Consider the following 18,035-nt stretch of genomic DNA (forward strand, 5'->3'; position numbering starts at 1 on the left):
TACACAAACATGAAAAACACATTAATGTGTCAACCATGTCCTAGTACATGTGTCACCTATGTCTCCGGTCTATACAGCTTGCCCAAAGAACTAAGTAACCAAAAGAAATGCACCCTAGCTTCCGCTAGATCCCTGCGTTGCTCACCAAAACAAGCGGTCACGAAACTCGACCTGGCAGCTCACAAAATACGTAAGCTGCTGCGGGACTCGAACAGTCGCTCCCTTCTCCCTTGTTTTGGCTGCGCTACTCGGCGCGTCAGATAGGGGCCCAAAAACCCATGAGCGCCGCCCTTTGTGATCTTGAAATGCCACTGTTCAAAATTCAACAGTGCTACTTAGATGAGAAAAATCCCATCCCATCACGCCGAGGAGCGCAGGCGAAGTGGGAGTTGTCGGCCATCGGCTGTTCGCGTTCCGCGGCAGCTTGCGTAGTGTGCAAGCTGTTAGGGCGAGTTTCGATGGACGCCCACTTTGTTGATAACTAAGACTGTGAAGCAGTCTGTTACGGCGTAGGCTAACTCGCGTAGCGATGTTAAGCGCAGCGGCCGTAGCCAACAACGCAAGGGAGCCGCAAGGCCGTGATGGCTGGGTGTCGTCCTCTTTGGGTACTTTCTGGGGGCCAGCACCAGAAAGTGACTCGACGAGAGGCGAAAGAGTAGTCTGTGAATGCGACGAGTTGAAGAGTCTTTTAAGTGATAAATAAAAAATTACTTTTTTAGGATGTTCCTATTCGTAATCAGCTAAACCGAGTTGCTCCACAAGGCTTGCATTACTTGCTGAGTTTCTTCCGTCCCACTGGTCAAAAACACAAAATCCCCAGCCTCAGTGGCAACATTAAGCATCTGCTTTTGCTCTAGCACCTGATGTAGGCGCTTGGCAACCGCAGCCCCGGTATCAATCAAGGTGACTTCGGGCCCCACAATCTCTTGAATATGCTTTTTAACAAACGGGTAGTGTGTGCAGCCCAGCACTATGGTATCTGCGCCTGCTGCCATCAACGGTTGGCAGTATTGTTGCAATAGAGCCAGTGTCTGTGGGGTATCCAGCTGCCCCTGTTCTATGCACTCTACCAGTCCCACGCAGGCTTGTGTCACGACTTGTACACCCTGACCATAATGCTCGAGCAGGGCGGCGAATTGCGCACTTTTGAGGGTGCCAGTGGTGGCGAGCACGCCGATGATGCCGTTTTTGCTGGCCGCTGCCGCGGGTTTGACGGCGGGTTCCATGCCGATAATGGGTAGAGTGTAACGCTCGCGCATGGCGCTGATGGCCGCGGCAGTGGCGGTGTTACAGGCGACGACCAGTGCTTTTGCACCTTGGTCGATGAGGGTGTCGGCGATGGTAAAGCAGCGCTGCTGAATTTCTGTCGCCGTTTTGTTGCCATAAGGCGCATGTGCGCTGTCAGCAAAGTAGTAGAAATGCTCGTGTGGCAGCTGGCGGGTTAAGTGTTTGAGGACGGTGAGGCCGCCGACCCCGGAATCCATGACCCCGATTGGGGCGTTGACTGCAATCGCTGAGCACATCGAAATGGCACGGTATGATTTATAATGGCTGGATTATATCGGATTTTATACGGGTGACAGGGATGGCCAACCGGCTGAGCAAGATTTACACGCGTACCGGCGATAGCGGTACGACCGGGCTGGGCGACGGCACGCGCGTCGCAAAGTCTGATCTGCGCGTGGAAGCCATGGGTGACGTGGATGAGCTGAATGCGGTGTTAGGCATGTTGCTGGTTGAAACCTTGCCTGAGGATGTGCGTGACAGTCTGCTGGCGATACAGCATGACTTGTTCGATTTGGGCGGTGAATTGTGTATGCCAGGGCATACGTTTATGCAGGCTGGCCGTGTCGCGTTTTTGGAAATGACGCTGGATACCTGGAACGAAGCATTGACGCCGTTAAAAGAGTTTATATTACCTGGCGGCAGTCGGGCAGCCGCGGTGTGTCATTTGGCACGCACGGTGTGTCGGCGTGCCGAGCGGGTGTTGCATGCCTTGCATGCGCAAGCACCGGTGACGCCCGTGGCCTTGCAATACCTGAACCGTTTGTCCGATTTGCTGTTTGTCCTCTGTCGTACCTTAAACCGGCATGCGGGTGTGCCGGATGTCTTGTGGAATAACCAACATAAACTGTAGCGCGGCGCAGGCTGACGCTCGAATTGCAAAATAATGATTAAACAATTACTGCAGAAAGTATTCCGTCGGCGTGCCAGCGCGAATACACACACTCAATTGCCAGCGGCACAAATCATCCAGGCGGGCAAGCACAAAATCAACCAGAAACATATCAGCCAGGCGGCCCTCAAAACCTGCGACCAGCTGCAAAAGGCCGGGTTTCAGGCTTATATCGTCGGCGGCGCAGTGCGCGATTTGCTGCTTGATCATCCGCCCAAAGACTTTGATGTGGCAACCAATGCCACCCCTGAGCAGGTGCATAAGGTTTTCCGCCGTTCGCGTATTATTGGCCGCCGTTTCCGGCTGGTGCATGTGTTATGGGGGCATGAGACTATAGAAGTGTCTACCTTTCGCGGGCATCACCTGAGTGAGGGCGATGCTGAAACCAATGACAGTGGCCGTATCATTCGCGATAACGTGTTTGGCAGCATAGAAGAGGATGCGGTGCGCCGCGACTTCACCGCCAATGCTTTATATTACGACCCCAAGCGGCAGGAAGTGCTCGATTTTCATAATGGGGTGGCCGATATTCGTGCCAAAACCTTGCGTATCATCGGCGACCCGATCAAGCGTTATCAGGAAGACCCGGTGCGTATGTTGCGCGCCGTGCGCTTGTCAGCCAAACTGGGCTTGAAGTTGGAGCGAGATACCGAGACCCCGATTCGCAAGCTGGCCGATTTACTTGAAGACGTGCCGCCTAGCCGCTTGTTTGATGAAATGCTTAAGCTGTTCTTGTCCGGGCATGCCATTGAAAGCATCAATGCTTTGCGTGCGCAGCAGTTACATCACGGCTTGTTGCCGTTGCTGGATGTGATACTTGAGCAGCCCATGGGCGAGAAGTTTGTCATGCTGGCGCTTAAGAATACCGACGAGCGCATTTCGTCCGGCAAGTCATCCAACCCCAGCTTTTTGTTTGCAACCTTGTTGTGGCATGAAGTCTTGCTTGCCTGGCAAGAAAACCAGAAGCGTGGCGAACATATGATTCCTGCGCTGCATGAGGCGATGAACGAAGTCATCGACAAGCAAGCCGAGAAGATGGCGATTCATAATCGCTATACGACCACCATGAAAGAAATCTGGGCCATGCAGCCGCGCTTTGAACAGCGCTCGGGCAAGCGGCCATATGCTTTGCTCACGCATCCGCGGTATCGCGCCGGCTATGATTTTCTGCTGTTGCGCTGTGCCTCTGGCGAGCTGCCGCAAGAAATCGGTGACTGGTGGACGCGTTTTGCCGATGCCGGGACAGAAGAGCGTACCGCCATGTTGCTACCGGAAAGCGGCCCGAAAAAACGTAGACGCAAGCCACGCAAGAAAAAACCGGCGGGTGGAGACCTGGCCTGATGGCGATTGCCTTGATTGCCCTGGGCGGCAATTTGCAGCAGCCGGAGCGGCAGGTTAGCAAAGCCATTGAAGTGTTGGCGCATACGCCAGGCTTGACGCTGCTGCAAGCTTCTAGTCTCTATGCCACCGCCCCAGTGGGGTATGATAACCAGCCAGACTTTATCAATGCCGTGGTGCAAATGGCGACCGAGATCGAGGCGCCACACCTCATGCAATTGCTGTTGCAGATAGAACAGCAGTTTGGCCGCGAGCGCCCCTTTCCCAATGCGCCACGTATTCTGGACCTGGATCTGCTCGATTATGACGGCATGCAGTTGGATACACCGCTGCTCACCCTGCCGCATCCACGCATGCATATGCGCGGCTTTGTGGTGGTGCCGCTGGCTGAAATTGTGCCGGACTTTGTGCTGCCATCCGGGCAGAGTGTTGTAGAATGGTTGACAACAAACAAGCACGACGACGTGCGCAAACTGGATCCGAATTCAATCCGCTAGACGAGCAATCTCCATGTTTACCCGCTTTCCTTATGTTGTCATTGAAGGTCCTATTGGCAGTGGCAAAACCACGCTGGCCCGCATGCTGGCAGACAAGTTTTCGGTAGAGTTACTCTCCGAAAAAGCCGAAGCCAATCCTTTTTTGACCCGCTTTTATCAGGATGCGCAACGCTACGCCTTGCCTACGCAGCTGTTTTTCCTGTTTCAGCGTTCACGGCAGATTGAAGACATGGCGCAGCGTGACATGTTTGGCCAGCCTACGGTGTCTGACTTCTTTCTCGAAAAAGACCCGCTGTTTGCGCGCCTGAATCTCGATGATGAAGAGTATTCGCTTTACCATCAAATTTACCAGCACTTGCAGCTGAAGGCACCCAAGCCTGACCTGGTGGTCTATCTGCAAACCCCGGTTGATGCCTTGATGGATCGTATTGAAGAGCGCAATATCAGCTATGAGCAAGACATGCCGCGCGAGTATATTGCGCGTCTGGCTGAGGCTTACAGTGAATTCTTTCATGCTTATGATGCTTCACCTTTGCTGATCGTCAACAACGAAAAGCTCAATATCATTAAAGACCCGGAAGCCTTTGATTTGCTGATCGAACGCATAGGCCAGATCAAGAGCAGCCGCGAGTACTTTAATCCTAATTTCTGATGCGGGTCTGCTGCGACGCATGTGCTTTTTGCGGGCAGCCTTTTAAGACGACATAACGACATGCTGAATACTCTGATCACCAGGGCCAGATCGGGCGAGAAGATTGCCATGCTGACCTGCTATGACGCCACCTTTGCCAAGTTGCTGGCATTGGCGGGAGTGGATGTATTGCTGGTCGGGGACTCACTAGGCATGGTGATACAAGGCGGCAGCAACACGCTCGCCGTCACCATGCAAGACATGATTTACCACACCCGTATGGTCGCCAGAGGCGCGCCGCATACGGTCATCATGAGCGACATGCCTGCTTGCAGCTATGAGCATGATAAGGAAACTGCGCTCACTAACGCACAAACCCTACTCGCGGCAGGCGCGCATATTGTCAAAATCGAGGGCGGTGGAGACATGGTCGAAACCGCGCGCTATCTGATTGAAAACGGTGTGCCGGTCTGTGCGCACCTTGGCTTTACCCCGCAATCCGTTGAAAAGCTGGGCGGCTATAAAATCCAGGGCAAGACCGAAGAAAGCGCCCGCGCCATGCTGGCCGATGCGCAAGCGATGGCCGCCGTCGGCGTCAGTATGGTGCTGTTTGAAATGGTGCCCGCCGCTCTGGCGACGCAGATTACGCAAACGATTCAGGTGCCTACCATAGGCATAGGCGCCGGGGCAGGCTGTAGCGGCCAGGTGCTGGTATTACAAGATTTGTTGGGCATTTATACTGGCCCCGCCGACAAAGCGCCGCAAGACTACAAAGCGCCCAGGTTTGTGCAAAACTTTTTGCAACAGGGCGGCAGTGTGCAGGGCGCGGTGGAGAGTTATGTGCACGCCGTAAAGACCGGGTGTTTTCCTGAGGAAAAGCATCGTTATTAATCTGCGTACCATGAAATTACTTGCCATCGAATCCTCCACCGAAACGCTTTCTCTGGCCCTGCAAACCGAGGCCGGGTTATTGACGTTTGATGAAGTCACCGGCCCTGCCGCTTCGCAACGCATCTTGCCGGAAATCCAACATTTATTGATGAAGGCTGGCGTAAAGTTGCCTCAGTTGGATGGCATCGTCTATGGCATGGGGCCAGGTGCATTTACGGGTGTGCGTGTTGCCGTCGGCGTGACACAAGGCTTGGCTTTTGGTGCAGATTTGCCAGTGGTAGGGATCAGCTCGGTCTTGGCCGTGGCTGAGACAGCGTGGCTGCAAACGCAGTCCGAGAAGGTGCTGGTGTGCCTGGATGCACGTATGGGCGAGGTCTATCATGCTGCTTTTATCCGCGAAACGGATCAGTGGCTGGCGGTGAGTCCGCCGGTGGTGTGTAAGCCACACGAGGTGCCTGCAATAGCGGGCGAAGGTTGGTTGGGGGCGGGCTCGGGGTGGCGAGTGTTTGCCGAGGGCTTGTCCGCGCAATATGCAGGGCAGGTGAGTGAATTTGCCCCTGAATGTTTGCCTAAAGCCAGTGCCATGCTCGCGTTGGCGCAGCCATTGTTTGTGGCTGGGCAAGGGCAGGCAGCCCATGAGGCGGCCCCTTTGTATGTGCGCAACCGGGTGGCGTTGACCGCCGCCGAGCGTGCGCAAGGCCAGACCTTGTAAGGGCCATATGAGCGCATTACCACATTCTCAACCCAGTTTCAGGCCGATGACAGAGCAGGATCTGTCTGCCGTGATGCGTATCGAACCCACCATTTACAGTCATCCGTGGACCCTGGGCAATTTCAAGGACTCCCTCAATGCCGGCCATAGCGCCTGGGTCATGGAGTTGGCGGGCGAGTTGGTCGGCTATGCGCTGGTGATGATGGTGCTGGATGAAGCCCACTTGCTCAACATCAGTGTGGCAAAACCGTTTCAGGGGCAGGGTTTGGGGCGTGCGTTGCTGGCGCAGATGATTGCCATCTCTCGCCGCTATCAGGCGGCCAATATGTTTCTTGAGGTGCGGGTCAGCAATACGTCCGCGATTGCCTTGTATGAGGCGGTGGGGTTTTGTGAAATGGGTATACGCCGCAATTATTATCCGACCAAGAGCGGCCGCGAGGATGCGGTGCTGATGGGCTTGGCCTTATGAGCAGGAGGGCATGATGAGCTTGACCCGTGACGATATGCTGCGTGAACTGGAGTTGTTGCCAGCATGGCATGTGCGCATGCCGCCAGTGCTGGAGATGGCTGCTGCCATGCCGCAAACAGCGCCTGTGTCTGTGGGCGAGCAAGTGAGCCTGGTCGCAGAAAAAGCGGCCCCTCCAGATGTGACAGACCCCCCTCCCGAGTTACCTGTCACTGAGTCACCAACCATGGCCCAAGTGCTTGCTACAGCGGAGTCAGCACATGTTTCCCCCTCCAACTGGGATACAAAAGTTGCTGAAGAGGCCCCCGTGCACAGCGTGTCGCTTGAGGTGGATCACCCTGTAGAGGATATCCCCGCTGAGACGCCAGCCGAGAGCGTTGCAACGCTGATTCAGTCTCCCTGGCTGATCTATTCGACCCGCCCCGTTGACGCCCCCAGCCAGCAATTGCTGCAAAACATCATGCAAGCCATGCAGTTACCTGCTGATGAGGTGACCGTGACTCATGAACCGTTGCAACGCGCACAGGTCAGCAGCCGCTTTTGTGTGCTATTTGGCCTGGCGGCCGCCAATCAGTTTTTAAATGCCCAACATACCGAGGTCGCAGCTGTGCGTGGTCAGTTGCATGCAGTGGGTGACTTGTGGTGTGTGGTGACGCACGACTTGGCTGCGATGTTGCAAACACCTGCGCTCAAGCGTGAGGTATGGCAGGACTTGTGCCTGTTACTGGCAAAGAAAAGCGAACTGATGGCTTGAATAAACACTTCTTTGGCCGCATCTATTGCAGTATTGTGGAGTGTTTGAATGTGGCTAACCAATCGTGGCAAGCCCGTCACCACCCAATATTTTTAAGTGATTGAAGACTGGAGTCTCAAATATGCGCCGTTTATTCACTCTGTTGTTGCTGACTGCCACACTTAGCCTGTCTGGTTGTGGCTATAACCAGTTCCAAAGCCTGGATGAAGAAACCAAAGCCAATTGGTCTGAAGTGCTCAACCAGTACCAGCGCCGGGCCGATCTGGTGCCTAACCTGGTTTCGACAGTCAAAGGCTATGCCAGCCATGAAGAAAAAGTACTGACTGAGGTGACCGAGGCGCGCGCCAAAGTCGGCAGCATGCAAGTGACGCCAGAGCTGCTGAATGATCCTGAGGCGTTTGCCAAGTTTCAGGCGGCGCAAGGTCAATTGACCAGTGCCTTGTCACGCTTGATGGTGGTGTCAGAAAACTACCCTAATCTGAAGGCAGATGCCAGTTTCAGGGACTTGCAGGCGCAGTTGGAAGGCACAGAGAACCGTGTCACCGTGGCGCGTAACCGTTACATCGAATCCGTGAAGCAATACAATGTCGCCGTACGCAGCTTTCCGAACAACCTGACCGCCATGATGTTTGGTTATCAGCCCAAGCCCACGTTTACGGTAGAAAACGAAAAAGCCATTTCTAGCGCGCCTAAAGTCGATTTTGGTGACAGCAAGTAACGGCGGGTGGCTTTGCGCTTAAGAGTATTATTTCTTACCTGGTGCCTGTTCTGCATGGCGCTGGTCAGCCATGCAGAAGATCTGGTTGCTATCCCTGCTTTACAGGCTGCGGTTACCGATTTGACGCAGACGCTGCGTCCTGAAGAGCAAGCGGCCCTGAACCAGAAGCTGAGCCAGTTTGCCCAGCAAGCTGGCTCGCAGGTCGCGGTACTGATCTTGCCCAGCACGCAGCCAGAAGACATCGCGCAATTTGGCATTCGCCTGGCCGAAGCCTGGAAAATTGGCCGCGATAAGCAGGATGATGGCGTGATTGTGATCGTCGCCAAAAACGACAAAAAAATGCGCATTGAAGTCGGCTATGGGCTGGAAGGGGCGATTCCTGATGCGATTGCCAAGCGCATTATTGCCGAGCAAATGGCACCGGCCTTCAAGCAGGGCCAGTTTTACAACGGCCTGAATCTGGCCACAGATACCTTGATCAAGCTGATACAAGGCGAGCAACTGCCCGCAGCGGATAAATCATCCTCGCATCACTCAAATGCGGATGGCTGGATGACCATGCTGCCGATATTGATGTTTGCCGCCATTATCGCCGGGGCAATTTTCAAGAGCATGTTAGGGGATTTTCCGGGCAGCCTGGTGACCGGCGGTGCGTTGGGTGTGCTGGCCGGATTCCTGGGGGCCACCTTGCTGGTCATGGGCTTGGTCGGCCTGGCGGCATTTGTCTTTACACTGGCCATGGGCGGGCGCGGTGGCAGTGGTATGCCGTATTCTGCGGGCGGCTTTGGCGGCTACTCAGGCGGCAGCCGTGGGCCGGATATTTTCAGTGGCGGTGGCGGTGATTTTGGCGGCGGCGGGGCTTCCGGCGATTGGTAAACTAAACACATGAAACCCATTCATCCTCTCAAACGCTGGTTTAAGCATGCCTGGAGCCATCCTCGCCAGGTCAAGGCGCTGTTTTCTGCACAGGCGCTGGCCAATATTGAAAATGCTATCTCACAAAATGAACACCATCATGCCGGTGAAATACGCGTGGTGATTGAATCTGGCTTGCCTGCCTATGCTATCCTGCGAGGGCTCACCCCAAGGCAACGCGCCATTCACTTGTTTGGTCATTTGAATATCTGGGATACCGAGCATAACAATGGCGTACTGATTTACCTGTGTCTGGCCGATCAGGATGTAGAAATTGTCGCCGACCGCGGTATTCATCGGCAGGTGGGGCAAGCAGGCTGGCAGCAGATTTGCCAGCAGATGGAAGGGATGTTCAGAAGTGGGCAGTTTGAAGCAGGTGTGGTTTACGGTATTCAGGCCATTGGCCAACATTTGGCAGCGCATTTTCCGCCCGAAGCTGTGCCGCGTAACGAGTTGTCTAACCGCGTCCTTATTCTCTAGCGCACACCTGTTCTCAGGTTTTGTATTGGCCTGTTTATCGGGCGCGATGCCAGCACAGGCCGATCTCAAAGACATCTATCGCATTTATCACAGCCCCCCCACCCTGCAAGCTTTTGAGATATGTCAGGGCGGGGGCTGTGTCCAGTCAGACGTGCTGAGCCTGAGCCCTGCCGAATGGGATAACGTCGAGCAACTATTTACGCCGCTGCCAGCGACTGCAGAGGCCGAGCGCGAGGCCATTGCAAAAGCCATCGGCCTGCTGGAGGACATGGTCGGTACCAAAATTGGTACTGCAGCAGACCGTGCCGGGACGTTTAACAACAGTGAATACCTGCATCAACAAGACTGCAACGACGAAGCCATCAACAGCACCACCTATCTGCGACTGATGCAGCAAGCTGGCCTGATCCGTTACCATGACATTCTTGATACCCGCACCCGCAAGTTTTTTCTAACCGGCTGGCCACATACGGCCGCTGTCATCCGTGAGCAGGCCAATCAGGCTGAATATGCGGTTGATAGCTGGTTCTACGATAACGGCTATCCGGCCACGATCATCCCGATGGCGACCTGGAAAGACGGATACATTCCTACCGATAGTCCGATCTTGCAACGGCCACAGCAAAAAGAGGCGACAGCCGAGTAGGCGCGGATGACGCCGCCAGCGAATAAGGCTAAAATCGCGCTTTCGGATTTTAATTAAAGTTATTCTTATGCGCGCCTCACAATTTTTCATTGCTACCCAAAAAGAAGCCCCTTCAGACGCTGAACTGATCAGCCACAAACTGATGGTGCGTGCCGGCTTGATCAAAAGGCTGGGTAGCGGTTTGTATAGCTGGATGCCGCTGGGCTTGCGCGTGTTGCGTAAGGTGGAAAACATTGTGCGCGACGAAATGAACAAGGCGGGTGCGCTGGAGCTGTTGATGCCAGCCGTGCAGCCTAAAGAGCTGTGGGAGGAAACCGGCCGCTGGGCGGTGTTTGGCCCACAAATGCTCAAGATTCAGGACAGGCACGAGCGTGACTTCTGCTTTGGCCCCACGCATGAAGAAGTGATTACTGACATCGCGCGTAAGGAAATCAGCAGCTACAAACAGTTGCCGCTAAATTTTTACCAGATTCAGACCAAGTTCCGTGACGAGATCCGCCCGCGTTTTGGCGTGATGCGTGCCCGCGAATTTTTGATGAAAGATGCCTACTCTTTCCATACCAGCGTCGATTGCCTGGTGAACACTTACAACACCATGCACACGGCTTATAGCAATGTGTTCACTCGCCTGGGCCTCAAGTTCCGCGCCGTGAAAGCCGACTCAGGCGCCATTGGTGGCGATGGCTCGCAAGAGTTTCACGTACTGGCAGACAGTGGTGAAGATGCACTGGCCTATTGCGAGCAATCTGATTACGCGGCTAACGTAGAACTGGCCGAAGCCGTGGCGACTGGCAGTCGTGCCGCAGCCACAGAAGCCATGCGTGAAGTGGATACACCAAAGCAGACCACGTGTGAAGATGTGGCCAAGTTGCTGGAAGTGCCTGTGAGCAAAACCGTGAAGTCGGTGGCCTTGCTGGTGGATGGTGTGTTTACGCTGGCCTTGTTGCGCGGTGATCATCAACTCAATGAAGTGAAGTTCGGCAAGGTAGAGGGCGTGAAAGAGTTCCGATTGGCCACCGAAGAAGAAATCCGCGCCAACCTGAACTGCCCACCTGGCTTTATTGGCCCGGTGGGCGTGAATGCCAATGTACGCGTGGTGGCCGATAGAACCGTAGCCCTGATGAGTGACTTTGTCTGTGGTGCCAATAAACCTAAGTTTCACCTGGCAGGGGTCAACTTTGGCCGCGATTTGCCTGAGCCAGCCATCGTGGCCGATATCCGCAACGTGGTAGAAGGCGATGCGAGCCCGGATGGCAAAGGCACCCTGAGTTTGTGCCGTGGCATTGAAGTCGGCCATATTTTCCAATTGCGTACCAAGTATTCACAAGCCATGCAGGCGACTTACCTGGACGAAAACGGCCAATCACAAGTGATGGAAATGGGCTGTTATGGCATTGGCGTGTCACGGATTGTGGGGGCAGCGATTGAGCAGGGCAATGATGACAAGGGCATTATTTTCCCCTTGAGCATGGCACCGTTTGCGGTGGTGATCTGCCCGATCGGCCTCGATAAGAGTGAGGCCGTCAAACAGGCCGCGTTTGAGCTCTATGCGCAACTGCAACAGGCGGGTGTAGATGTCTTGCTCGATGACCGTGGCGAGCGTCCGGGGGTCATGTTTGCAGAAAGTGACCTTATGGGTATTCCGCACCGCGTGGTAATTGGTGACCGTGGCCTGGCTGAAGGCAAGGTAGAATACAAAGGCCGCACCGATGCTGAGGCACAAAACCTGCAAGTGGCTAATTGTTTGGCCTTTTTGCAGCGCAAGCTTGCTGAGTAATTAGCGGGATTAAATCCCTCTTTTTGCCCGTCCACCGCACGCCGCTTGTGATTACAATAGGCAACATGAAAAAAGTGTTTTTTTATGTGTTTGCCTTGTTGGTCACCGGCCTTTGTGTCTGGGCGGCGCCCTCTATGGCGGGCAATCAAAAAGAAGAGCCGCTGGCCAATAGCGTCAAAGCTGTGATGCAAAAATCCGTCAGTGACCTGGCGGCGCCGCGCCTGATTTTTGATTCCGAGCAAGCGGCACAAGTCTGGTTGCAAGAAATGTCAGCCCGCTTGGCCAAGCGCATCCCTGATGCGCATTATCGTGAAGACTTCCTTAAGTCCGTGCATTATGAAGCCACGCGCGCCGGGCTAGATCCGCAGTTGGTGCTAGGCCTGATTCATGTTGAAAGCGGTTTTAAAAAGTATGCAGTCTCTAGCGTGGGCGCAAGAGGCTATATGCAGGTGATGCCTTTCTGGGTGCAGTCTATTGGTACGCCTGAACACAATCTGTTTGATATGCGCCTGAATCTGCGTTATGGCTGCACGATATTGCGCCATTATCTGGATATTGAGCGCGGCGATTATTACCGGGCCTTGGGTAGATATAACGGCAGTCTGGGCAAGCCGGACTATCCGAATCTAGTGGTGGGGGCTTGGCGCAATCATTGGCATTACACGCCATCGCCGCAAGTGATCAAAGTGAATATGACCAGCAGCCAGTAAAAAGTGCTTTGCAGATAACGTGTGCCTGCCAGCAATCAAAAAACCGCGCTTGAATCAGCGCGGTTTTTTTATGGGTTACTTGACCACCTTGAATCCGTAATAGGTGCCAAACTCGCCTTCCGATTCGTGATAAACGAATAGCATGCCGTTGGTGTATCCCAGCCCATTAAAGTGATTTTGTGAGCGCAGTTTCATGGTAGCGGGTAGGGCGCTTTTACCCACATATTGCCCGTTCAAGTCAAAAATCAATACGGCTTTATGGTCTACGTCTAGCAAGGCCAGCTCATTACCCGCCACGCCGGTGAAGGCGACAAAATGGTCGCTGACATCATCGTGGGCTACTTTGGCTTTGGCAAAGTCCAGCTTGATCTCCTGCAGTTTTTCGCGCTGCTTGGTATCCACAACAAACACGAGATTGCCGTGCTCTTGCTTGGCGAAATAGTGTTTGCTCACTGGGTCATAACTTGGCATGGTAGCCGCATCGCCAAAGGCTGGGTTGAATTGTGAAATTTCGCCAGAAGTGCCCAGCAGCTCGCCAGTCTCGGCCACGTCCAGGCTGAAAATCCCGGTGTTAGGCAAAAAGCCTACCGCGCTAGAAATGTTGTAAGTAATGATCTCCAGCTTGCCGCTATTGGGGTTGAAATAGAGCGAGCGGTTATCAAACCCAGGTTTGGCTGACTGCACATACTTGCCGTCGCCGGTAAACGTATGCACTTCAGACTTGGAGATGGGTGCTTCAAACTCGCTGCCCATGGGCGCCAGGCCGCCATCGGCAATGTAGTAATGCTGGTTGGCGGGCAAGTAGGCCACGCCCATGGGGCGTGTGGTTGGTTTCTTGGCCAGCGGGATTTTGATGCCGATTTCTGCCTCAGGCAAAATCTCGGCCTGGGTGGTGAGCGTCAGGCATAGCAGTGCCAGGCCGCTCAAAGTTTTTGGGGTGAATTGCATATCTCCGTATCCTAGTTTTTATCAGTGTTTAATAGACGCTATTTTAGTCTGCAAGTTTAATACTGGGCGGATTACTTGCGCGTGATCAGCATGGCATCGCCATAACTAAAAAAGCGGTAAGACTGGGCAATGGCGTGCGCATACGCTTCACGCATCAAATCGTAACCGCCAAATGCCGAGACCAGCATCATCAAGGTGCTCTTAGGCAGGTGAAAGTTGGTGATCAAACGGTCTACCAGTTTAAACTCAAATCCTGGCGTAATAAAAATATCCGTGTCGCCATGGTGCGCAAACAACTTGCCGGCATGTGCTGCGCTTTCCAGCGTGCGCAATGAAGTGGTGCCCACGGCTGTGACCCGTTTGCCTTCAGCACGGGCTGCGAGGATGGTAGAGATGGTCTCTTCCGGCAAATGGTAAACCTCGCTATGCATATGGTGCTCGGCGATATTGTCTACCTTCACTGGCTGAAACGTCCCCGCGCCTACATGCAGCGTCACATAGCGTACATGGACGCCTTTATTCATTAGCGATTGCAACAGCACCTCGTCAAAATGCAACCCTGCCGTTGGCGCGGCCACTGCGCCCGCATGCTTGGCAAACACTGTCTGGTAGCGGCTATCGTCTGTCGCATCTGCCGCGTGCTCAATATACGGCGGCAAAGGTAATTGGCCATACTGTTCCAAAAAGTCATACCACGACTGTTCGCCTAGTAAGCGAATATGGAACATATCCTGCACCCTGCCGAGCACCTCTGCCTGCATCTCGCCAGCCAGGTGCAGCATACTCCCTGCCTTTGGGGAGCGGGATGATTTGATTTGTGCATAAGCCTCCTGCGGTGACAGCACGCGGTCTATCATCACCTCAATCTGTCCGCCAGTGGCTTTCTGACCAAACAATCTGGCCTTGATGACTTTGGTATCGTTCAGGACCAGCACATCGCCTGCGGCAAACTGCTCGCCAATCTGCCGGAACAAATTATCCTTGATGGAACCGTCTTGCGCATTGACCTCCAGCAAGCGGCTTTCTGAACGATTGGGTAACGGATATTGGGCAATCAGGTGGGGTGGAAGATAAAAATCGAAATCTAGAGTTCTCATAAATGAAAATTATGGTTATAATAGCGGTCTTTGATGTCCTACATTATATCCCATGCCGGGATGGCGGAACTGGTAGACGCACTGGACTCAAAATCCAGCGCCGCAAGGCGTGCCGGTTCGATTCCGGCTCCCGGCACCAAGCGCTCTTAAATAGAGCTCAAAAGACTCAAGAACGTATAAACTTTAAAGGCCTAGATGAAAATCTAAGCCTTTTTGCTTTACGAGAGACTATATCGCAGGATATGGACTTTAAACGAGCGGATTAATTTTTTACCTCAATCAAATCCCGATAGACATGCCAACTTGCGTGCCCAACCACGGGCATGGTCAGCATTAAACCTAAAAAGTTGGTCGCCAGGCCAAAGCCGATTAGCACGACAATACAAAAAGCCCAGAACAGCATGGGGATAGGGTTGCGGGCGCAGGTGCGCAGGCTAGTAATGGCGGCGGTCCAGGCGCTGGTGTTTCTATCTAGCATGAGGGGCATGGCAATGACGCTGATGCTGAAAATGGCAGCGGCAAACAAGGCGCCAGTGCCAAAGTAAACTAACAGGAAAACCGGTTGTTTGAATGTGAATACATTGATGACGACATCGGTAAAGGTGGGCAGCGCACCGTGAAAGTAATGCGAGAAAATGGTCATGGAGAGCCGCACCCAGCTTAAAAACAAACACACCAGCAGCACGGTAAACAGAGTGATGTTGATGAGGTTGGGTAGCCAGGCCATGAGCGTGGGGGCGAGGGCGGGTGGCTCACCAGCTTCCATGCGTCTGCTCAGATCGTATAGCCCCATGGCCAGGAATGGCCCTAGCAGGAAAAACCCGGTAGTGAGCCCGGCGAGCAGCCAGTAATTTTCAGCGAAGATGGTGTGTAACAGGATGCCTGTTGCCGCAAAAAAAATGCCATAAAACAGGCTGGCACGGCCACCGAGATGAATGTCAGTGACGCCGGAGTGTAGCCAGTCTGGAATGATGTGGATGGGGACTTTTCGAATTAAAAATTCATCGTCAGCGTGTATTTTGTTGGCTGAAATATGCTGTATGCCCATGTGTTTGGCCCCCGTCAAAAATGATGGCTATCATTCATTGCTGCTGGCAGTGGGGCCGGTCTTAAAACTAAAAATACACTTTCGTGGACGGCGGTCCCGCTACTGGCATTTCTAATCAATCAACACAAAAAACTGCTTTGAATGCGCCAAGTTTTGAGGCTTTGCGCACGTCACCCGGAGCGCATTTCTGTTCCGAGAGTTGTTTAGCTTAATCATGAATGGTGGCTTAAGCAACAACAAAAATGTGACAACACCCACCGGAATATTTTCTTGATTGTGCTTTTAAGTGACATTTTGCGCTGCGGGTGAGCACAACTATCTTGATGGCCGAACCAAGGTTTTGAATTGCTTTGCCGCGTTTTTAAGGGGCTGTGAGGGGGATTGCAATTGTGAGATTGGTCGATGGGCAGTGTTTTTTTGTTAAGCGTGGCTATTCATAAATTTACATTGATGACATTGGCACCGGGCATTTTTTGTCTTGTCACTGCGATTATCTTGTGCTAATTTACAACATGTAACAAATTTGTAACTAAACGTAATTTGGTTGATACAAGCTGAATTCTGGGTTGGCAAACATGTTATCTATTTGCGAAACACAATGCGTTACCAGGCCAAATGCCTCGGCTTCATCGGAAAGTGTGTTGAAGTTGTTGCTGAGTTTGGGCGTGTTTTCGGGGCTGATTGCCATGGCTTTTTTGCATATCGGTGCCTGGATGGTGTTGCCATTTGCTGGCTTGGAATTGGTGTTGGTGGTTCTGGCGTTTGTGGTGGTGCTGCGTCATAGCGGTGACTACGAAAAAATCACTTTCGTTGAGGATCATATTGAAATCGAACAAAGTGTGTTGGGGAAAATAAAACACGTTCGGTTTCAGCGCTACTGGACCCGTATAACGCTCAGGGAAGGTGAGAACGGCAAGAAGTCACTGTGGATAGGGTCCCATAATCAAGAAGTTGAGTTTGGTCGAGATACCATGGATGATGCGCAACGCGAAGCCCTGGCCTCTCATCTCAAACGAACACTTCTAAAAACTAGATAACTGGATTTTGGAGCGATTAGATGCAAGGGATGAAGAAACTCGGGGTTGGTGCGGTTGCATGGTTTTTGTCTTTAAGTGCGCATGCTGACTACACCTGGAATTTTCCGGAGCCAGTCACGCCAATGGCTTTGGATACCCTCCACGTACATAATAAATTCATGCTGATTACTGCCGTGATTTTTGTGGTGGTGCTGGCAATCATGATTTACTCGATTGTGACCCACCGTCACAGCAAAGGCTACAAACCTGTCGCCGATAACCCTCCCTCTACTGCCGTAGAAATTTTCTGGACCTTGATCCCGTTTGCGATCCTGCTGTTGATTGACTTTGTCATCATGGGTATCCCGGCCTATCACAGCGTGGTGATGATGGAAGACACGCGAGACCAATCGACCATGGTGATCAAAATTACCGGGTCACAGTGGCGCTGGCAATATGAGTATCTTGATGGCGATGCCAAGGGCATCAAGTTCGTCAGCAACCTGGCGACGACTAACGGCCAAATGCATAACGAGGAAGATAAAGGCGAGCACTACCTGCTTGAAGTCGATAATCCGCTGGTGTTGCCTGTAGGCGAGAAGGTGCGCATTTTGATGACGGCCTCTGATGTATTGCATAACTGGTGGGTGCCACAGTTTGGCTCATCACGTGTGGCCGTGCCTGGGTTTATCCGTGAAACCTGGGTACAAGTCGAGAAGCCAGGCGTCTACCGCGGCCAATGCAAAGAACTCTGTGGCAAGGGGCATGGCTATATGCCGGTGGTTGTGAATGCGGTTTCCAAAGAAGAGTTTGCGCAGTGGGCAAACAAAAAACAGGATGAGCAAAAAGCCGCGAATGATGTGAAAGAAATGACCAAGGATGAGTTGGTGGCACAGGGTAAAGTGGTATACGAGAAAAACTGTGCCGTCTGCCATCAGGTGACCGGGGCTGGCTTGCCGCCTGCATTCCCGGCCTTGACCGGCAGCAAAATTGCGACGGGCGCTATTTTTGGCTCTGATGGCAAATATCAGAAAGATAGCCACCTTGACCGCGTGCTGAATGGCAAGGGTGTGATGCCCGCCTGGAAGGCAACTTTGAACGATACGGAAATTGCAGCGGTGATCACCTATGAGCGTAATGCCTTGGGTAACGCGGCGGCAGTGGATGCCGTGTTGCAGCCGGCGCAAGTTAAAGCAGCCCGTGAATAAATATTTA

At 53.1% G+C, this 18,035-nt stretch carries 20 protein-coding genes and 1 tRNA gene; 17 read left to right on the top strand and 4 right to left on the bottom strand.

The annotated features are described in order from the left end of the window. Window positions 1-740: 740 nt before the first annotated feature. Window positions 741-1,523 carry a glutamate racemase gene (gene murI / locus ACT53G_RS13185; RefSeq protein WP_275356658.1) on the bottom strand — a complete coding sequence of 261 codons (783 nt, stop codon included), beginning with the start codon at window positions 1,521-1,523 and terminating at the stop codon, window positions 741-743. A gap of 62 nt (window positions 1,524-1,585) precedes the next feature. Here murI and ACT53G_RS13190 point away from each other — a divergent pair, with 62 nt between their 5' ends. From ACT53G_RS13190 to ACT53G_RS13255, 14 genes are all read left to right on the top strand, one after another. Then, entirely contained in the window at window positions 1,586-2,137 is a 552-nt protein-coding gene (locus tag ACT53G_RS13190; RefSeq protein ID WP_194749321.1) for a cob(I)yrinic acid a,c-diamide adenosyltransferase, read from the top strand. A 33-nt stretch (window positions 2,138-2,170) separates the two neighbouring features. Then, on the top strand, window positions 2,171-3,517 hold the full coding sequence (gene pcnB, locus ACT53G_RS13195; RefSeq protein ID WP_275356659.1) for a polynucleotide adenylyltransferase PcnB: 1,347 nt from the start codon (window positions 2,171-2,173) through the stop codon (window positions 3,515-3,517). Beyond that, entirely contained in the window at window positions 3,517-4,011 is a 495-nt protein-coding gene (gene folK, locus ACT53G_RS13200) for a 2-amino-4-hydroxy-6-hydroxymethyldihydropteridine diphosphokinase (protein ID WP_476169633.1), read from the top strand. Before pcnB ends, folK begins: the two co-directional genes overlap by 1 nt. Window positions 4,012-4,024: 13 nt before the next feature. After that, window positions 4,025-4,663, top strand: coding sequence for a deoxynucleoside kinase (locus ACT53G_RS13205; protein WP_228518910.1), 639 nt, complete (start codon window positions 4,025-4,027; stop codon window positions 4,661-4,663). Between the two features lie 60 nt (window positions 4,664-4,723). Further along, window positions 4,724-5,533 carry a 3-methyl-2-oxobutanoate hydroxymethyltransferase gene (gene panB, locus ACT53G_RS13210; protein WP_338656557.1) on the top strand — a complete coding sequence of 270 codons (810 nt, stop codon included), beginning with the start codon at window positions 4,724-4,726 and terminating at the stop codon, window positions 5,531-5,533. Window positions 5,534-5,543: 10 nt separating this feature from the next. Further along, window positions 5,544-6,245, top strand: coding sequence for a tRNA (adenosine(37)-N6)-threonylcarbamoyltransferase complex dimerization subunit type 1 TsaB (gene tsaB / locus ACT53G_RS13215; RefSeq protein ID WP_476156617.1), 702 nt, complete (start codon window positions 5,544-5,546; stop codon window positions 6,243-6,245). A gap of 7 nt (window positions 6,246-6,252) precedes the next feature. Beyond that, on the top strand, window positions 6,253-6,714 hold the full coding sequence (gene rimI, locus ACT53G_RS13220; RefSeq protein WP_228518911.1) for a ribosomal protein S18-alanine N-acetyltransferase: 462 nt from the start codon (window positions 6,253-6,255) through the stop codon (window positions 6,712-6,714). Between the two features lie 10 nt (window positions 6,715-6,724). Then, window positions 6,725-7,465: a uracil-DNA glycosylase family protein gene (locus tag ACT53G_RS13225; RefSeq protein WP_476169634.1), complete on the top strand. Its 741-nt coding sequence runs from the start codon at window positions 6,725-6,727 to the stop codon at window positions 7,463-7,465. 121 nt (window positions 7,466-7,586) lie between these two features. After that, window positions 7,587-8,183 carry a LemA family protein gene (locus tag ACT53G_RS13230; protein ID WP_194749326.1) on the top strand — a complete coding sequence of 199 codons (597 nt, stop codon included), beginning with the start codon at window positions 7,587-7,589 and terminating at the stop codon, window positions 8,181-8,183. A 54-nt stretch (window positions 8,184-8,237) separates the two neighbouring features. Next, a complete protein-coding gene (locus tag ACT53G_RS13235) occupies window positions 8,238-9,059 on the top strand; it encodes a TPM domain-containing protein (protein WP_275356665.1) in 822 nt (273 codons plus the stop codon). Window positions 9,060-9,068: 9 nt separating this feature from the next. Then, entirely contained in the window at window positions 9,069-9,578 is a 510-nt protein-coding gene (locus ACT53G_RS13240; RefSeq protein WP_476169635.1) for a TPM domain-containing protein, read from the top strand. Window positions 9,579-9,624: 46 nt separating this feature from the next. Continuing rightward, entirely contained in the window at window positions 9,625-10,224 is a 600-nt protein-coding gene (locus ACT53G_RS13245; RefSeq protein WP_476169636.1) for a hypothetical protein, read from the top strand. 67 nt (window positions 10,225-10,291) lie between these two features. After that, window positions 10,292-12,001: a proline--tRNA ligase gene (locus tag ACT53G_RS13250; RefSeq protein WP_476169637.1), complete on the top strand. Its 1,710-nt coding sequence runs from the start codon at window positions 10,292-10,294 to the stop codon at window positions 11,999-12,001. A 65-nt stretch (window positions 12,002-12,066) separates the two neighbouring features. After that, window positions 12,067-12,711 (top strand): lytic transglycosylase domain-containing protein, encoded by a 645-nt coding sequence (locus tag ACT53G_RS13255; RefSeq protein ID WP_476169638.1) that lies wholly within the window; start codon window positions 12,067-12,069, stop codon window positions 12,709-12,711. Window positions 12,712-12,786: 75 nt separating this feature from the next. On the opposite strand, the gene ACT53G_RS13260 is transcribed toward ACT53G_RS13255, so the two are convergent. Beyond that, window positions 12,787-13,659, bottom strand: coding sequence for a hypothetical protein (locus ACT53G_RS13260; protein ID WP_476169639.1), 873 nt, complete (start codon window positions 13,657-13,659; stop codon window positions 12,787-12,789). A gap of 71 nt (window positions 13,660-13,730) precedes the next feature. Continuing rightward, window positions 13,731-14,756 (bottom strand): tRNA preQ1(34) S-adenosylmethionine ribosyltransferase-isomerase QueA, encoded by a 1,026-nt coding sequence (gene queA / locus ACT53G_RS13265; protein ID WP_476169640.1) that lies wholly within the window; start codon window positions 14,754-14,756, stop codon window positions 13,731-13,733. A 54-nt stretch (window positions 14,757-14,810) separates the two neighbouring features. Between queA and ACT53G_RS13270 the strand changes: the two genes are divergently transcribed. Beyond that, window positions 14,811-14,895, top strand: a tRNA-Leu gene (locus tag ACT53G_RS13270). Between the two features lie 123 nt (window positions 14,896-15,018). On the opposite strand, the gene ACT53G_RS13275 is transcribed toward ACT53G_RS13270, so the two are convergent. After that, window positions 15,019-15,804, bottom strand: a complete 786-nt coding sequence (locus tag ACT53G_RS13275; protein WP_379073567.1) for a DUF2189 domain-containing protein — start codon at window positions 15,802-15,804, stop codon at window positions 15,019-15,021. A gap of 575 nt (window positions 15,805-16,379) precedes the next feature. On the opposite strand from ACT53G_RS13275, the gene ACT53G_RS13280 reads away from it, so the two are divergent. Continuing rightward, a complete protein-coding gene (locus ACT53G_RS13280) occupies window positions 16,380-16,841 on the top strand; it encodes a DUF2244 domain-containing protein (RefSeq protein WP_476169641.1) in 462 nt (153 codons plus the stop codon). A 20-nt stretch (window positions 16,842-16,861) separates the two neighbouring features. Continuing rightward, window positions 16,862-18,028: a cytochrome c oxidase subunit II gene (gene coxB, locus ACT53G_RS13285; RefSeq protein WP_194749335.1), complete on the top strand. Its 1,167-nt coding sequence runs from the start codon at window positions 16,862-16,864 to the stop codon at window positions 18,026-18,028. Window positions 18,029-18,035 lie beyond the last annotated feature (7 nt).

This window comes from Methylophilus sp. DMC18 (assembly GCF_056314005.1).

Coding starts and splice junctions, on each gene's coding strand:
- ACT53G_RS13260 (WP_476169639.1), bottom strand. CDS start 13,659: ATGCAATTCACCCCAAAAACTTTGAGCGGCCTGGCACTGCTATGCCTG.
- pcnB (WP_275356659.1), top strand. CDS start 2,171: ATGATTAAACAATTACTGCAGAAAGTATTCCGTCGGCGTGCCAGCGCG.
- folK (WP_476169633.1), top strand. CDS start 3,517: ATGGCGATTGCCTTGATTGCCCTGGGCGGCAATTTGCAGCAGCCGGAG.
- ACT53G_RS13280 (WP_476169641.1), top strand. CDS start 16,380: ATGTTATCTATTTGCGAAACACAATGCGTTACCAGGCCAAATGCCTCG.
- ACT53G_RS13250 (WP_476169637.1), top strand. CDS start 10,292: ATGCGCGCCTCACAATTTTTCATTGCTACCCAAAAAGAAGCCCCTTCA.
- ACT53G_RS13255 (WP_476169638.1), top strand. CDS start 12,067: ATGAAAAAAGTGTTTTTTTATGTGTTTGCCTTGTTGGTCACCGGCCTT.
- ACT53G_RS13230 (WP_194749326.1), top strand. CDS start 7,587: ATGCGCCGTTTATTCACTCTGTTGTTGCTGACTGCCACACTTAGCCTG.
- panB (WP_338656557.1), top strand. CDS start 4,724: ATGCTGAATACTCTGATCACCAGGGCCAGATCGGGCGAGAAGATTGCC.
- coxB (WP_194749335.1), top strand. CDS start 16,862: ATGCAAGGGATGAAGAAACTCGGGGTTGGTGCGGTTGCATGGTTTTTG.
- murI (WP_275356658.1), bottom strand. CDS start 1,523: ATGTGCTCAGCGATTGCAGTCAACGCCCCAATCGGGGTCATGGATTCC.
- ACT53G_RS13235 (WP_275356665.1), top strand. CDS start 8,238: ATGGCGCTGGTCAGCCATGCAGAAGATCTGGTTGCTATCCCTGCTTTA.
- ACT53G_RS13245 (WP_476169636.1), top strand. CDS start 9,625: ATGCCAGCACAGGCCGATCTCAAAGACATCTATCGCATTTATCACAGC.
- tsaB (WP_476156617.1), top strand. CDS start 5,544: ATGAAATTACTTGCCATCGAATCCTCCACCGAAACGCTTTCTCTGGCC.
- ACT53G_RS13225 (WP_476169634.1), top strand. CDS start 6,725: ATGATGAGCTTGACCCGTGACGATATGCTGCGTGAACTGGAGTTGTTG.
- ACT53G_RS13275 (WP_379073567.1), bottom strand. CDS start 15,804: ATGGGCATACAGCATATTTCAGCCAACAAAATACACGCTGACGATGAA.
- rimI (WP_228518911.1), top strand. CDS start 6,253: ATGAGCGCATTACCACATTCTCAACCCAGTTTCAGGCCGATGACAGAG.
- ACT53G_RS13190 (WP_194749321.1), top strand. CDS start 1,586: ATGGCCAACCGGCTGAGCAAGATTTACACGCGTACCGGCGATAGCGGT.
- queA (WP_476169640.1), bottom strand. CDS start 14,756: ATGAGAACTCTAGATTTCGATTTTTATCTTCCACCCCACCTGATTGCC.
- ACT53G_RS13240 (WP_476169635.1), top strand. CDS start 9,069: ATGAAACCCATTCATCCTCTCAAACGCTGGTTTAAGCATGCCTGGAGC.
- ACT53G_RS13205 (WP_228518910.1), top strand. CDS start 4,025: ATGTTTACCCGCTTTCCTTATGTTGTCATTGAAGGTCCTATTGGCAGT.